The organism is Parabacteroides goldsteinii DSM 19448 = WAL 12034, assembly GCF_000969835.1.
Classification (GTDB): Bacteria; Bacteroidota; Bacteroidia; order Bacteroidales; family Tannerellaceae; genus Parabacteroides; species Parabacteroides goldsteinii.
On record NZ_KQ033914.1, the window covers coordinates 294,778 to 309,690 of the forward strand.

The window sequence follows — 14,913 nt, forward strand, 5'->3', positions numbered from 1 at the left end:
GTTGAGGTGGCAAAGATAGGTATTTTTTATGATTCTTCCTCTTCCTCCGTCAACGGTCCCAATTCCGGTATGATTGCACGGGCTTCACGGCCGCTCAGGGTGTCTACGTCTTTCAGCTTGCGTTGGATGGCGCGGGTACGGGTTCCGAGCACTTCTTCTATCTGGCCGCTGGCCGTTTGCAGGTTCTTCTGCGCTTTTTCCAGCATGCTGCCTACCTTTTCGAACTCTTTCTTTACTGCACCGAGTATGGTCCATACTTCGCCGGAATGTTTCTGGATGGCCAGTGTGCGGAAACCCATTTGCAGGCTGTTCAGGATAGCGGCAAGGGTGGTAGGACCGGTTACGACAACCTTATAGGTCCGTTGCAATTCATCCAGCAGGGCGGAACGGCGCACTACTTCTGCATAAATGCCTTCGAAGGGAAGGAACATAATGCCGAAATCGGTCGTCGCGGGGGGAGCCAGGTATTTGTCGGAAATGTCTTTTGCCATCTTTTTAATGGTTGTTTCGAGCAGCTTGCCTGCCGTTTCGATAGCCTGCGGGTCGGCATTGTCGTAAGCGTCCAGCAATTGTTCGTAAATATCTTTGGGAAATTTGGCGTCGATGGGGAGGTAAACGTATTCGCGGATATCGTCACGCCCCGGGAGCTTGACGGCAAATTCCACGACCGCGTCCGAACCTTTGCGGGTGTGTACGTTCGCTTCGTATTGTTCCGGTGCCAGTATTTGTTCCAGCAACATGCTCAGTTGTATTTCTCCGATGTTTCCTCGTGTCTTCACATTGCTCAGTACCCGTTTCAGACCGCCAACGTCCTGCGCCAGTGTCTGCATTTCCCCTAAACCTTTCTGCACGCTTTCCAGTTGTTCGGTAACGAGGCGGAAAGACTGGCCGATGCGGTCGTTCAGTGTCTTCTGTAATTTTTCGTCTACCGTGACGCGGATTTCATCTAGGCGCTTTTCGGTGTTGGCAACCAGCAGGCGCTGCTGTTCGTCGAGGTTGGCGAACTTTTCCCGTTGGAGGTTGTTGAAAGAAGCGATGCCCCGGTCGAAAGCCTCCCTGAATTCGTTCATGGAGCGGGTCAGTTCTTCCCGGTTGTCGCGGGCAACGATACGGCCCTCTTCGCGGTTCAGCCGGAAGTCTTCCCGGAAGTTTTTTTCAATGCGTTCGAAAGAACGTTGCATTTCATCGAGCAAGCGTTTCAGTTCGTTTTGTGTATCGGATTTATCCTCTTTCGGGCGGAATAAGATTTGTAAAACAATGATAATAAGAAGTCCGCAAATAATTAACCAGTTCATGTCGTTCTATTTTGCGGCAAAGATAGAAAAACAGTTCTTAGGGCAAGTGATTAAAAAGAGTTAAAAGGAAAAACATTCTTCATTAACGTTTGTTTTAGTCATACAAAGCGGCCTATATTTGTACGTCGCTTTTTAGTAACAAAAACATAAAATACTACAAAGATGGCAAAGATAACATTTAAAGGTAATCTGGAAGTAAATACAAACGGAACATTACCGGCAGTCGGAGCAGAGGCTCCCGATTTCAAAGGAGTAAAAAGTGACTTATCTGAATTATCACTGAAAGAACTGAAAGGAAAGAACGTTGTAATCAATGTTTTTCCGAGTTTGGATACAGCCGTATGTGCTGCTTCGGTGAGACGTTTCAACAAAGAAGCTGCTTCTTTGCCAAATACTGTGGTGTTGGCTGTATCGAAAGATTTGCCTTTTGCGCACGGACGCTTCTGTACTACGGAAGGTATTGATAAAGTGATTACACTTTCTGCATTCCGCTGTTCGTGCTTTGAAGATAAGTACGGGATGCTGATGGTTGACGGTCCGCTGAAAGGGTTACTGGCCCGTGGCGTGATAGTAGTCGACGAAGCAGGCAAGGTGGTATATGAGGAACTGGTTCCTGAAATTACCAACGAACCGAATTACGAAGCCGCAATCGCTTCGCTAAAAAACTAATTAAGTAGATTATTGTTTTTCATTGGTTAAAGTTAAGGGTTAGTGTAGAAGGCTGTCGGATGTGAATCCCGCAGCCTTCGTTTTGTTGTACTGAAAACTTTCGTACCTTTGCTCTTGTTGAATATAAAACAAAGCGAGTATGGCTACAATGACGATACCTTATGCAGTTGCCGATTTCGTCGATTTACGCGAACGTGGTTTTTATTATGTGGATAAGACCAACTATATCAGTAAACTGGAATATTATAATGCCCCTGTTTTCCTCCGCCCGCGCCGTTTTGGCAAGAGTCTGCTTATCTCTACGCTGGCCTGTTATTATGATCGTACCAGGGCGGCACGCTTTGATGAACTTTTCGGTGGAACCTGGATCGGTAGCCATCCTACCCCGGAACATAACCAATATATGATTGTGCGCTATGACTTCTCAAAGATGGTAATGGCGAACGATATGGACGGATTGGAACGGAACTTCAATGATTTGAATTGTATTCCGGTCGAGATTATGGTGACACATAATCGGGATTTGTTCGGCGACTTTCAGTTTACTACTAAAGGTAATGCCTCAAAAATGTTGGAAGAAGCTTTAGGATATGCCCGTGAACATGGCTTGCCTAAAGTCTACGTGCTGATAGACGAATACGATAATTTCACCAACCAGCTGCTTACAGCTTACAACGATCCGCTGTATGAACAGGTGACTACTAAAGACAGTTTCCTTCGCACCTTCTTTAAAGTGATAAAGGCAGGTATCGGTGAAGGAAGCATCCGCACCTGTTTCTGTACCGGCGTATTGCCTGTCACAATGGACGACTTGACCAGTGGTTACAATATAGCCGAAATATTGACCCTGGAACCTTCATTCTTGAATATGCTTGGTTTTACGTATGCGGAAACGGAAACGTATTTGCGTTATGTGCTTGATAAGTATGTGGGCAGCCAGGACCGTTATGACGAGATATGGCAACTTATCGTAAACAACTACGATGGCTATCGCTTTAAACCGAAAGCCGAACGGTTGTTTAATGCCACTATCCTGACCTATTTCTTTAAGAAATTTGCTGTCAATGGCGGCAGTATTCCCGAAGAAATGGTTGATGAGAACCTCCGTACGGATATCAACTGGATCCGTCGTTTGACCATGTCGCTCGACAATGCGAAAGCGATGCTCGACGCGCTGATTATCGATGATGAACTGGCCTATAACGTAGCCGACCTGTCCAGCAAATTCAACAAGCAAAAGTTCTTCAACAAAGAGTTTTATCCGATCAGCCTGTTCTATCTGGGTATGACTACGATCAGAGATAACTATGTGACATCGCTTCCGAATATGACTATGCGCAGTGTCTATATGGATTATTACAACGATTTGAACCGTATAGAAGGAAATGCACAACGTTATGTGCCTACCTACCGGAAATATGACGGCGACCGCCGCCTGGAACCGCTCGTGCAGAATTATTTCGAACAATACCTCGGACAGTTTCCCGCCCAGGTTTTCGACAAGATAAACGAAAACTTCATCCGTTGCTCATTCTATGAACTGGTTTCCCGTTATCTGAGTAATTGTTACACCTTTGCCATTGAGCAAAACAATTCGGTGGGGCGTTCCGATTTCGAGATGACCGGTATTCCCGGCACGGATTATTATACCGACGACCGTGTCGTAGAGTTCAAATACTTCGAGGCTAAAGATGCCGAAATGATGTTGGAATTTTCAGACCCCCGACCTGAAGATGTGGAGCAGGTAAAGAAGTACGCCGATGATACCCGCCGGAAATTCCCCAATTATCAGGTACGCCAGTATATTGTATATATCTGCGCCAACCGCTGGTGGAAATGCTGGGAGGTATAGCGAAAAAACAGCATCGTTATTAATCATCGTTTGGTAATTCATATTTTATTCGTATACTTGCGGAAAATAAAATAATCTTTATGTGTTCAATAACTTCTAAATCAGGCATCATTTATTTGGTGTGATAAACGGATAAGATCCTTCTTGTTTTCTGAGTTTATATTGTCGATTTCCCGGAACCGTGGGGAATCCCGTATCTATTATTGTTATATTATAAAAGAAGTTATGAATAACTGGAAAAAAGTATTCGCCATTATATGGACCGGTCAGTTCTTCTCTATCCTGACCAGTTCAATCGTTAATTTTGCAATCATCCTATGGCTTAGTTTTGAAACGAAATCGGCAGAAGTGTTGGCTTTTGCTGCCATAGCAGCCATGCTTCCGCAATCAGTATTGGGACTGTTTACCGGTATCTTTATCGACCGTTGGAAAAGGAAGCGGGTGATGATACTGGCAGATAGCTTTATCGCTTTCTGTACATTGATCCTGGCTGTCCTGTTCTACCTGGATATAGCGAAGATCGAACATATTTATATTTTGTTGGCTTTACGTTCGGTAGGTTCGGCTTTTCATATGCCGGCCATGCAGGCGTCGGTCCCTTTGCTGGCTCCGAAGTCGGAACTGATTCGTATTGCCGGCATCAACCAGATTATCCAGTCTGCCTGTAATATTGCCGGGCCGGCCCTGGCTGCGCTTTTCATCTCTTTTATGGAGATGACGAATATCTTGCTGCTGGATGTGATTGGTGCGGCTCTGGCATGTACTTCACTCTTGTTTGTGAAAATCCCCGATCCGGATAATACGGAAAAAACGCAGAAAGTACATCTCTTGAAAGAAGCGAAGGAAGCCTTGACAGAGGTCCGTGCACAAAACGGATTGTCGTGGTTGTTTATCCTTTCTATCATTGCTACCTTCTTTATTATGCCGGTCAGTGTTTTGTTTCCGTTGATGACGTTGGACCATTATTCAGGGAATGCTTTTCAGATCAGTCTGGTTGAAGCAGCCTGGGGAATAGGCGCCTTGCTGGGCGGTGCTTTTCTGGGGATGAAGAAGTTTAAGCTGAATGAGATTTCATTGATAAACTGGATGTATATCCTGTTGGGAGTTACGTTCGGACTATCCGGTATTCTGCCGGTTTCAGGTTACCCGTTGTTTGTCGTATTGACGGCGGTCGGCGGTATATCCGGTTCTCTTTATATGGCCTCCTTTACGACGGTGGTACAGACACGTATCAATCCGGTGGTGATGGGACGTGTGTTCTCGTTTTATATGAGTGTTAGTCTGTTGCCTTCGATGATCGGATTGTTGAGTACCGGATTTCTGGCGGATACGATCGGTATTGGAAATACATTTATCATCGGTGGAGGACTGGTGGGAATGATCGGATTGATCTCGTTTGCTTTGCCAGCCATAAAAGAATTGAAGAAGGGATTTGATAAGTAGTAAAAGGTCTCACTATGGCACACTTATCCGTGTTCATCTGCTTAATCTGTGTCATCTGTGTGCCATAGTGAGACTTTTGTAACATTTAATCCTTTCCGCTTTGATCCGGATGGAGCGATTTATAGTAATTAATACGTTCTCCCCAGGGACGGTATTCAAAAGGAAAGACATGTTTTTCTTCGGCCCATCGGTTCCATTTACTCTCTAATGCCTTTACTTTTTCCGGGTATAAGGCTGCCTGATCGTTTTCTTCAAACGGATCGTTCATCAGGTCGATCAACTCCCAGGACTGTTTGCCGTTGTTACGAACCAGTTTCCAGCCATCCGAAATGATTGCACATGAGGTCTGATGTTCGAAAAACAGGTCGCGTGGTTCCAACGTCTTGTTTTGGACGGCGGGTATCAGGCTTCTGCCTTCGGTGGTACTCAACTTTTTATCATTGAATTGTCCGGGATATTCAACCGAAGCCATATCCAGGCAGGTCGGCATTATATCTATAATATGACTGAATTCGCGATTGAACTTCCCTTTGAGAACATTCTTTTGCGGATCGCCGTACATAACGATAAAAGGCGTACTGGTTCCTCCCTGGAAACACCATTGTTTGTAACTTCTGTAAGGCGTATTGTTCAGGTCGGCCAGTAATTGGGCAATAAAACCCCCTTCATTGGTTGAACCGTTATCACTCAGGAAGAGGAAGACGGTGTTTTCATAGAGTCCTTTTTCTTTGGTAGCAGCAATAACTTCCCCGATACCGTCGTCCATTATTTCAATCATGGCGGCATAGGTAGCCATTTCGGTTATCCATGCTTCCTGTTGTTCGGGAGTGAGACTTGTCCAGGCCGGGCGTCCTCCTTCAAATTCTTTCTGATGGATGGGGAGGGTATCTCCGGTATTCATCAATCCCATCTTTTTCTGGCGGTCGAAACGTTGTTGGCGCAGGACGTCATATCCTACTTTATACCGTTGCCGGCATGCTTCCACCCGTTCTTTGGGTGCCTGCAACGGCCTGTGAGGGGCATAATGCGCCAGATACATGAACATCGGGACATCGGCCGGATGGCTATGGATGAAACTGACGGCCGAATCCGTAATGGCCGTTGTATAATAAAAGTCGTCGGGGAATGTCGTGATACGGTCTGTATTCGAATAGACGGGAGTCGGGGTGTAATAGCTTCCGCCGCCGCTCAGGCAACCGTAATATTTATCGAACCCTCGTTGTGTGGGATAACTACCGTTCGGTTTATCGAATGCGCCCTGTACTGTCAGATGCCATTTCCCACTCATATAGGTCGCATATCCGTTTGCTTTGAGGACTTCGGCGATAGTCGGGTAATCGGCAGATATCTGTCCGCGGTATCCGGGCCGGTGCTCGTCGACAGCCGTCATCCATCCCATTCCCGCTTCATGCTGGTAACGTCCGGTCAGGAGGGCGGCACGGCTGGGGCAACTGCGTCCGGTGTTTTTGAACTGGCTGAAACGCACTCCGTTCTCTGCCAAAAAATCAATGTTCGGAGTCTTAACTTCTCCTCCGTAACATCCCAAATCTGAAAATCCCATATCGTCGCATAGGATCAGAATAATGTTGGGATGCGATTGTTCACCGGCATTACCGGCTGCCGCGAATTGTGCCATAGAGGCAAGAACCACGGTACTTAATAGAGTTTTATTTGTCATGTTATCTAAGGTTATAATAGATATGGCGATAAAGTTACAGATAAGTTTTTATATAATTCTATCCGGCTTTGTAAAAGGTATTCTTATAATGGACTTACTATATATGGTGATTGTCGCCGGATTTGTTATAATTGGTTATTTATATAAAAGATTATTAGCATGGTGGATGGCGGTATCTGTATTGATCATTTGCTTTGCCTTTTTTAAAATAAGATATGTGGCGTTTTTGTATTGAGTTCTTACAGAACTACGGCTTTTCTTATTTCACAAATAGCATGGTTTCAGCATATTAACTCTAAAGAGACAATCATCTACCTTTATAATGGATTAACTTTAGTTTAAACGTTATTATTATTAAACGATCTCCAACGACTTGACTATTACTGAATAATCTGCACAATTTAATGTTTTATTATAAAATTAATATTACATTTGCAGGGTCGGTATTAAATTAGTTCTGTAAGAACTGTGGTTTCATAGGGATAAGATTTTTACAGAAAGAGTAAATGTTAATACCATGAATAAGGTGAATCTATAAGTAAAGTGAGTTAATCTCCTTAAATCTTATTTATAAAGTTACTAGTATTATTAAACAAAAAGCAATTGTTATGTTGAAAATCGTAAGACCAGTCAGCCTTTTGTTGTTGTCAGCCACATTGTGCTCCGGAGGGACAGCACATGCTTCCGACAGTACGGCAACATCCAAAGTTGACATTTCTCAGCAACAAAAGAGTTTAAAAGGAACAGTTAACGACGATTTCGGCCCTGTTGCCGGTGCCTCTATTGTCGTAAAAGGAACAACGAACGGTACTGTCACCGACATGGATGGTAACTTCGTACTGGATGTAAAAGCCGGGGATGTGATCCAGATCTCTTTCATCGGCTATCTGACACAAGAAATTAAGTACACAGGACAATCGACTCTTAAAATTACTCTGGCTGAAGATACGCAAAAGCTGGACGAAGTCGTGGTGGTAGGATACGGTACCCAGCAGAAAGCCAACCTGTCCGGAGCCGTAGCTTCTGTGGCAAGTGAAGAACTGACAAGCCGACCGATCTCGAATGTATCCTCCGGTTTGCAGGGATTGATGCCGGGTGTGACGATCACAGCCGGTGAAGGCCGTCCTGGTGAAGATGGAAGTAATATCCGTATCCGTGGTGTCGGAACGTTGAATAACGCATCTCCCTACATCCTGATCGACGGGATCGAGAGCGGTTCGATGGACAGTATCGACCCGAACGACATCGAAAGTATCTCTGTCCTGAAGGATGCCTCCTCTGCCGCCATCTACGGTTCGAAAGCCTCCAACGGAGTTATTCTGATAACGACCAAACGCGGTAAGACCGGTGCTCCGCGTATTACTTACAACGGATATATCGGAGTATCAAGCCCGACTGCTGTAATAGACCGCGTCAGTTCGGCCGAATATGCGATGCTGTATAACCGGATCGACGATGATAACGGACAGCCTCACCGCTACAGTGATGAAGACATCCGCCTGTTTCAGGATGGCTCCGACCCATACGGACATCCGAACACAGACTGGAATGATGCCGCTTACCAAACCGGTGTATTGCATAAACACAATGTAAATATCAGCGGAGGTACCGAGAATACGAAATATATGGCTTCTGTCGGTTATCTGGGACAAACCGGTATTCTTCCTAACTCGGAACGTAAACAATTCAACGGCCGTACGAACCTGGATATGAATATCACGAAGAAACTGACAGTTCGCTTGAATATGTCATATATAAAGAACGACTATAAAGACCCCAACTCCAATTATGGCGGCGGTTGGTCGGACCAGATTATCCGCCAGCTGAATATTCTGAGCCCGATGATTCCGGTTTATAATGAGGATGGAACATATGGTGCAACAAATGACGGTAACCCTATCGCCTGGCTGGACTCCGGACAGACTGTGGACAAATACAATCAGAACTTTACCGGTTCTCTTGCAGTCGACTACCAGATCATAGACGGACTGAAGGCAACAGTGTCCGGTTCGTATGTAAATGACGACCAGCACTTCAAGGCATTTGTTATGAAATTGGATACCGACCCGGCACAGGCCAGTCGTCCGAACAGCCTGGAAGAACGTTTCACCAACTGGTCACGTTACAATTTCGATGCTTTGCTGAACTATGACAAGACATTCGGTAATCACGGTTTGAAAGTGATGTTGGGATATCATGCCGAGAAATATGATGTGCGTTACAACAAGGAATACCGCGAAAACTTCCCGAATAACGAACTGGATGATATGAATGCCGGTGCTACGGCTACCCAAACCAACGAAGGTTTTACCCGCAAACTGAATATGCTTTCTTATTTCGGCCGTGTAAACTACGACTATGCCGGCAAATACCTGCTGGAAGCAAACTTCCGTTCGGATGCTTCTTCCCGTTTCGCCCCCGGACACCGTTGGGGATATTTCCCTTCCTTCTCCGCAGCATGGCGTATCAGCGAAGAGAGCTTCATGGAAAATACAAGAGGCTGGTTGAATAGCCTGAAACTTCGCGGATCATGGGGTATGCTTGGTAACCAGGATGCTTTGAGCGACGGGACACCGACAGGCGGTGACTTTTATCCCTGGTTGAATACGTATAACCTGGGTGCCAACTATCCTTTCGGAAGTGCGTTGACGACCGGTTATTATCAGAGTAATTATAAAATAGCAGACCTTTCGTGGGAAAAGTCAACGACATGGGGTATCGGGATAGATGCAATGATCAATAATAAGATCAGCTTTACTTTCGATTACTACGATCGCAAGACAACCGATATCATCATGGAAGTTCCGGTACCGACGGAATTTGCGTTGGGTGCTTATAAAGATAATGTAGGTGCCATGCGTAATCGAGGTGTCGAAATGCAGTTGGGCTACAGTAACCAATGGGGTGACTGGAAGTTCGGCGTAGTTGGCAACTTTGCCTATAACAAGAATAAGATAGAAAACCTGGGAGGTGTTAACCGTATGTCTGACGGCGACTTCATGCGTCAGGTCGGTTCTCCTATCAATTCCTGGTTCGTGTACAGAACAGACGGTTTCTTCCAGTCGGACGAAGAGGCACAAGCCTGGATGGATAAATATGCCGGTCAGGACGGATATCCGTTCGGCCTGAAATTTAAAGGGGGCGACCTGAAGTATGTCGATACCAACAATGACGGTAAGATCACTGCCGAAGACCGTGAACTCTATAAGACAAAAGATCCGGTGATGACATTCGGTCTGAACCTGAACGGCGCTTATAAGAACTTCGACCTGACGCTGAACTTTACCGGTGCGGCAAACGTCGGTTTCGCTTATACCAAAGAAGCCTTCGGTGAATTTTCCGGCAGCGCCGGCCACCCTTCAACAGCCTGGCTGGACTCATGGACACCCGAAAATAAAGGAGCAAGTATGCCCCGTGTAGCAGAAGCCCGTAAGTCACCGAGTGAAGCATCCGTTGTCATGTCTGACTTCTGGATCATGAATACGAGCTATCTGCGTCTGAAGACTGCACAGTTAGGCTACACCTTCCCGAAAAGCCTGATAGAAAAAGCCGGTATTCAAAGCCTGAGGATTTATTATTCGGCTGAGAACCTGCTGACATTCGATTCTATGCCGTTGAATGTAGACCCGGAGACAGTCAGCACCCGTTTGTCAAGCTATCCTTTGTCTACTACCCATTCATTCGGAGTAAATGTTACGTTCTAAACTATTAATGACTATCTAATATAAGTTGAATTTTATGAAACGATTATCAATATATTTAATGGCCGGAGCAGCGTTTTTATCTACATCCTGCTCGGACTTTCTGGATACGGCTCCACATGATGCATTGTCTCCTTCCACCACCTGGAAGACCGAAACGGATGCTGAAAGTTTCGTGGTGGGATGTTATAACGGTCTGTGGGATCCGACCGCCATTCTCTATCTCGATTGTGGTTCAGATATTGCTTACAACAACTTTCCGTGGGAAGGTTGGCGCCCCTGGGGTGACGGTTCTTTGTCAAGCTCCAACCCCGGCAGTTCATTTTATAGCTTCACGACTATTCGCCGTTGCAACACCGTGCTGGAGAATATCGACAATGTAACATTCAAGTCGGAAGCAACGAAGAATGACCTGGTTGCACAGGCGAAAGCGATTCGTGCTTATAAATACTTCCAGATGAACTGGTGGTATGGCGGTGTGCCTATCATCGGCTCTTATCAGTCAGCCGAAGAAGCCCAGGTGCCCCGTAATACCGAAGAAGAAGTTCGTCAGCAGATAGCCAAAGACCTGGAAGATGCTTTGACGGGTATTAATACGACACCGGCTGCCCGCGGACGCATCGGCAAAGGCGGTGTACTGGCAATAAAAATGCGTGAAGCATTGTATTATGGAGAATGGCAGAAGGCTAAAGAGGCTGCCCAGGCCATCATCGACCTGAAGCAGTATGAACTGGAACCCGATTATTCCAATTTGTTCAAGCTCACTGGCACAGATTCGAAAGAGGTGATCATTGCCGACCAGCGTATCCCTAATACATTCGGTTTGGGAGTGATCGGCCAGATGTATAATAATGTAGACGGCGGTTGGTCCTCTATCGTCCCCACCCAGAACCTGGTGGATATGTATGAAATGACAGACGGTAAAACGAAGGAAGAGTCAGCTCTGTATGATGCGGCTCATCCGTTTGCCAACCGCGATCCCCGTATGGCGATGAGTATTCTTTATCCGGGACAGGACTGGAGAGGTTCGGTGCTGAACACGCTGGATAAAACACTGGCGGATAAGTCGGATAATAAGAACTATCCCACCTACACCGACAATGCTTCGAAATCCAGTCTGACTTGGGCGAAATATCTGGACCCCATCGACCAGTATCCCAATATGTGGAGTACCGGAACTTGTGTGATCGTGTTCCGGTATGCCGAAGTTTTGTTGTCGTATGCCGAAGCGGAGAATGAATTGAACGGCCCTTCCGCCCAGGTATATGATTATCTGGATCAGATCCGTACCCGTGCCGGCATGCCTGTTGTGGACAGAGCCAGATACAGCACGAAAGAAACATTGCGTGAGCTGATTCGTCGTGAGCGCTGCATTGAATTGGCGGGTGAAGGCTTGCGTCGTGCAGATATTCTGCGTTGGAAAGATGCCGCAGGAAAGATGTTGGCCGAAACATTATTGAACGGCCCGTTAAACCGTATCGTCGGTACAATCGATTACAACGAGACAGATCCTTATAAACGTGCCGTCGTAACAGGCAAGGACCTGATTGAAAACCGTGAGTTTGCTGCCAAGAACCGTTATCTGCCGATCCCGCAGGACAGCATGGATAAGAATCCGAACCTGAAACAGAATTCCGGTTACTAACGTATTATTATGTTGAAACTGCCGGAACGAATTTCCTGGTAATCCAGTTGATTAAAGTTAAGGGTTAATGTGGAAGGCTGTCGGATATGAATCCCGCAGCCTTCGTTTTTGACTCCCCCGGCAAATGCTTCGGCACAAGCAAGTCCAATCAGTTGTGAAGACAAATGAAGATAACAGACAAAAGGGAAAACGATATAAGATAATTATTGAAATTGTTTTCTGTACCTGCTGGGAGAGACTCCTATATTATTTGTGAAAACCCGGACAAAGTGAGGTAAATCATTGAATCCTACCGTGAAACATATTTCGGATACTTGCTTCTGTGAATGTTTCAAAAGTTTGCAGGCTGTATTTAAACGGTATTGAGTTACATACTGCGAAAAAGTTATTCCTTTACAACGCTTAAAGTAAGAACAGAAAGCAGAGCGGTTCATACCTACTTCGGCGGCAATATCATCCAACGAAATAGTGTGGACGTAGTGAGCCATCACATAGCTACATATTTGCTGCATACGACGTACATCCCGTTCGATGCGCATCGGTCTGCCTACAAACGTATGGTCGGACGATTTGAAAATGACTGGCAGCAGACGGAACATTTCGCACAAGCGTCCCAACTCGTCCAGGTTGTTCATCCGTGATAATATCCGGCGGATGGTTCGTGAACTTTCGGAACCGAACTTCAGTGCATCGACTGGAAATGTAATGTTTTTCAGATGGTTGCGCAGTTCGGGAAATACCTGCATGCACCGTTCTACCAGTGAATGACTGAAAGCTACCATCAGATAACGGACATGGCCTTCTTCGTCCGCTGAATCCGGCGTATACTTCCAGCGGTGGAGCATGGACGGAGGTATCAATGCCACATCGCCAGCTTCAAAGGGTTGTAAAGTGTCGCCTGCCATCCGGTTACCATACCCGTGGACAACATAATACAATTCCCATGCATCATGTTGATGCAATTTGGCCTCGAGACCCGTTTCTACCCGTTGGTCTATAAAGAAAAACGAATGATTTTCCACCTCGGGCAATTCGTAAGGAATAGCAGTCTCTTCCATAAAGGTATGCTTAAAATGATCCGAATGCAAATATACGACAAGTATACGAAACAATATCACAAATATGTAACAAGAAAGCCGGATAACTTTGCTGCCGGAAACGATAAGTATAACCAATAAAATGTATTGTTATGGATTTCTATCAAGTATTAGAGAAAAGAAGAACTATCCGGGATTTTTCTGATAAAGAAGTTACGGACGAAGTATTGAAGAAGGTATTGTCGGCTGCATTTAAAGCTCCTACCAATGACCATTTGCGTCAGTTTGAATTTGTTGTGGTGAGAGGACAAGAGAATATTGCCCGACTCGTATCGCCTGTGGCACAAAACACTAAAAATATTCAGCAGACAGGACTTAACGCTGCTGCCGGTGTGATGGACAAAGATGAGCACGCCATGTTTACCGATGCGTTGCCCAAGCAGCAACGTATGCTTATGCAGAGCAATTGCCTTGTTCTGCCGTTTTTCCGGCAAAAGGATTATCCTCTGTGTCAACCTGCCGACCAAAGTTCGCTCAACTATTTCGCTTCGGCGTGGGCTGCCGTTGAAAATATCCTGTTGGCAGCAACAGCAGAAGGGTTGGCATGTGCTTTCCGTATTCCCATCGGCAACGAACCGGAACATGTAAAACAACTGGTTAAAGCCCCCGATGGATATGAGTTTACCTGTTATCTTGCTATCGGTTATCCGGCCGAAAACGCACATATCTGTAAACAGAAAGAAATTCGGATAGAGGACAGAATTCATGATAATCGTTGGTAATCCGGGAATGAAGCGACATGTCCTGCCGTTTGTTGCAGATAGCAGACGAAATTGGGGAATAATCCTATATGACATTGAGAGAATGTTATAGGCATCAAAGTATTCCATCCAACTCATTGACAATTTGTCCGTCAAAAAGATTGATGATGTAGTCGGCGTATGTGGCATCGTGCTGTGAGTGTGTCACCATGACGATAGTCGTTCCTTCGGCATTCAACTGACTGAGCAGTTTCATTATTTCGAGACTGTTCTTGGAGTCGAGGTTGCCGGTCGGCTCGTCGGCCAAAATCAATTTAGGTTTGCCTACCACGGCGCGGGCGATGGCTACTCGTTGCTGTTGGCCTCCGGAGAGTTGTTGCGGGTAATGTTTGGCGCGTTGGCTGAGGCGTACTTTGCGCAGGATGTCAAGTACCTGCTGTTTGCGTTCGGCTTTAGGTACGCCAAGATATTTCAGTTGGAGGTCTATGTTTTCTTCCACCGTCAGCTCGTCGATGAGGTTGAAACTCTGGAAGACGAACCCGATACGTCCTTTGCGGTAACGGGTTCGGTCTTTCTCTTTCAAGTGTCCCATTTCTTCCCCATCCAACAGGTAGCTGCCTTCGTCCGGGTTGTCCAGCAGACCGAGAATATGCAGCAAGGTCGATTTGCCGCATCCGCTTGGACCCATGATGGCGACGAACTCGCCCTTTTTCACTTCCATGCTTACGCCGTTGAGTGCGATGGTTTCTATTTCTTCCGTCCGGAAGCTTTTGCTGAGATTCTTTATTTTAATCATGACTCGTTTCGTTTTTTATAATGATGTTACCTGTTA

The 14,913-nt window shown here is 45.9% G+C and carries 10 protein-coding genes; 6 read left to right on the forward strand and 4 right to left on the reverse strand.

Annotated features, from left to right (window positions below; all coding sequences use genetic code 11):
* Nucleotides 1–26 precede the first annotated feature (26 nt).
* Nucleotides 27–1,295: a DNA recombination protein RmuC gene (locus tag HMPREF1535_RS23770; protein ID WP_046147816.1), complete on the reverse strand. Its 1,269-nt coding sequence runs from the start codon at nucleotides 1,293–1,295 to the stop codon at nucleotides 27–29.
* Nucleotides 1,296–1,457: 162 nt separating this feature from the next.
* On the opposite strand from HMPREF1535_RS23770, the gene tpx reads away from it, so the two are divergent.
* From tpx to HMPREF1535_RS23785, 3 genes are all read left to right on the forward strand, one after another.
* Entirely contained in the window at nucleotides 1,458–1,964 is a 507-nt protein-coding gene (gene tpx / locus HMPREF1535_RS23775; protein WP_007653626.1) for a thiol peroxidase, read from the forward strand.
* 139 nt (nucleotides 1,965–2,103) lie between these two features.
* Nucleotides 2,104–3,816, forward strand: coding sequence for an ATP-binding protein (locus HMPREF1535_RS23780; protein WP_046147817.1), 1,713 nt, complete (start codon nucleotides 2,104–2,106; stop codon nucleotides 3,814–3,816).
* 225 nt (nucleotides 3,817–4,041) lie between these two features.
* Nucleotides 4,042–5,259: an MFS transporter gene (locus HMPREF1535_RS23785; protein WP_046147887.1), complete on the forward strand. Its 1,218-nt coding sequence runs from the start codon at nucleotides 4,042–4,044 to the stop codon at nucleotides 5,257–5,259.
* A gap of 85 nt (nucleotides 5,260–5,344) precedes the next feature.
* On the opposite strand, the gene HMPREF1535_RS23790 is transcribed toward HMPREF1535_RS23785, so the two are convergent.
* Nucleotides 5,345–6,937 (reverse strand): arylsulfatase, encoded by a 1,593-nt coding sequence (locus HMPREF1535_RS23790; protein WP_046147818.1) that lies wholly within the window; start codon nucleotides 6,935–6,937, stop codon nucleotides 5,345–5,347.
* Nucleotides 6,938–7,545: 608 nt separating this feature from the next.
* Between HMPREF1535_RS23790 and HMPREF1535_RS23800 the strand changes: the two genes are divergently transcribed.
* Both HMPREF1535_RS23800 and HMPREF1535_RS23805 read left to right on the forward strand, forming a co-directional pair.
* Nucleotides 7,546–10,641 carry a SusC/RagA family TonB-linked outer membrane protein gene (locus HMPREF1535_RS23800; RefSeq protein ID WP_046147819.1) on the forward strand — a complete coding sequence of 1,032 codons (3,096 nt, stop codon included), beginning with the start codon at nucleotides 7,546–7,548 and terminating at the stop codon, nucleotides 10,639–10,641.
* A 34-nt stretch (nucleotides 10,642–10,675) separates the two neighbouring features.
* A complete protein-coding gene (locus HMPREF1535_RS23805) occupies nucleotides 10,676–12,283 on the forward strand; it encodes a RagB/SusD family nutrient uptake outer membrane protein (protein ID WP_046147820.1) in 1,608 nt (535 codons plus the stop codon).
* A 203-nt stretch (nucleotides 12,284–12,486) separates the two neighbouring features.
* On the opposite strand, the gene HMPREF1535_RS23810 is transcribed toward HMPREF1535_RS23805, so the two are convergent.
* Nucleotides 12,487–13,341, reverse strand: a complete 855-nt coding sequence (locus tag HMPREF1535_RS23810) for an AraC family transcriptional regulator (protein WP_046147889.1) — start codon at nucleotides 13,339–13,341, stop codon at nucleotides 12,487–12,489.
* A gap of 131 nt (nucleotides 13,342–13,472) precedes the next feature.
* On the opposite strand from HMPREF1535_RS23810, the gene HMPREF1535_RS23815 reads away from it, so the two are divergent.
* Entirely contained in the window at nucleotides 13,473–14,102 is a 630-nt protein-coding gene (locus tag HMPREF1535_RS23815) for a nitroreductase family protein (RefSeq protein ID WP_046147821.1), read from the forward strand.
* A 94-nt stretch (nucleotides 14,103–14,196) separates the two neighbouring features.
* Here the strand turns inward: HMPREF1535_RS23815 and HMPREF1535_RS23820 are convergent, their stop codons facing one another.
* On the reverse strand, nucleotides 14,197–14,877 hold the full coding sequence (locus HMPREF1535_RS23820) for an ABC transporter ATP-binding protein (RefSeq protein ID WP_007653611.1): 681 nt from the start codon (nucleotides 14,875–14,877) through the stop codon (nucleotides 14,197–14,199).
* Nucleotides 14,878–14,913: the final 36 nt, after the last annotated feature.

What these genes read in the sequence shown, in the direction of transcription:
- HMPREF1535_RS23770 (WP_046147816.1), bottom strand. Translation starts at nt 1,295, where the DNA reads ATGAACTGGTTAATTATTTGCGGACTTCTTATTATCATTGTTTTACAA.
- HMPREF1535_RS23790 (WP_046147818.1), bottom strand. Translation starts at nt 6,937, where the DNA reads ATGACAAATAAAACTCTATTAAGTACCGTGGTTCTTGCCTCTATGGCA.
- HMPREF1535_RS23780 (WP_046147817.1), top strand. Translation starts at nt 2,104, where the DNA reads ATGGCTACAATGACGATACCTTATGCAGTTGCCGATTTCGTCGATTTA.
- tpx (WP_007653626.1), top strand. Translation starts at nt 1,458, where the DNA reads ATGGCAAAGATAACATTTAAAGGTAATCTGGAAGTAAATACAAACGGA.
- HMPREF1535_RS23800 (WP_046147819.1), top strand. Translation starts at nt 7,546, where the DNA reads ATGTTGAAAATCGTAAGACCAGTCAGCCTTTTGTTGTTGTCAGCCACA.
- HMPREF1535_RS23785 (WP_046147887.1), top strand. Translation starts at nt 4,042, where the DNA reads ATGAATAACTGGAAAAAAGTATTCGCCATTATATGGACCGGTCAGTTC.
- HMPREF1535_RS23820 (WP_007653611.1), bottom strand. Translation starts at nt 14,877, where the DNA reads ATGATTAAAATAAAGAATCTCAGCAAAAGCTTCCGGACGGAAGAAATA.
- HMPREF1535_RS23810 (WP_046147889.1), bottom strand. Translation starts at nt 13,341, where the DNA reads ATGGAAGAGACTGCTATTCCTTACGAATTGCCCGAGGTGGAAAATCAT.
- HMPREF1535_RS23805 (WP_046147820.1), top strand. Translation starts at nt 10,676, where the DNA reads ATGAAACGATTATCAATATATTTAATGGCCGGAGCAGCGTTTTTATCT.
- HMPREF1535_RS23815 (WP_046147821.1), top strand. Translation starts at nt 13,473, where the DNA reads ATGGATTTCTATCAAGTATTAGAGAAAAGAAGAACTATCCGGGATTTT.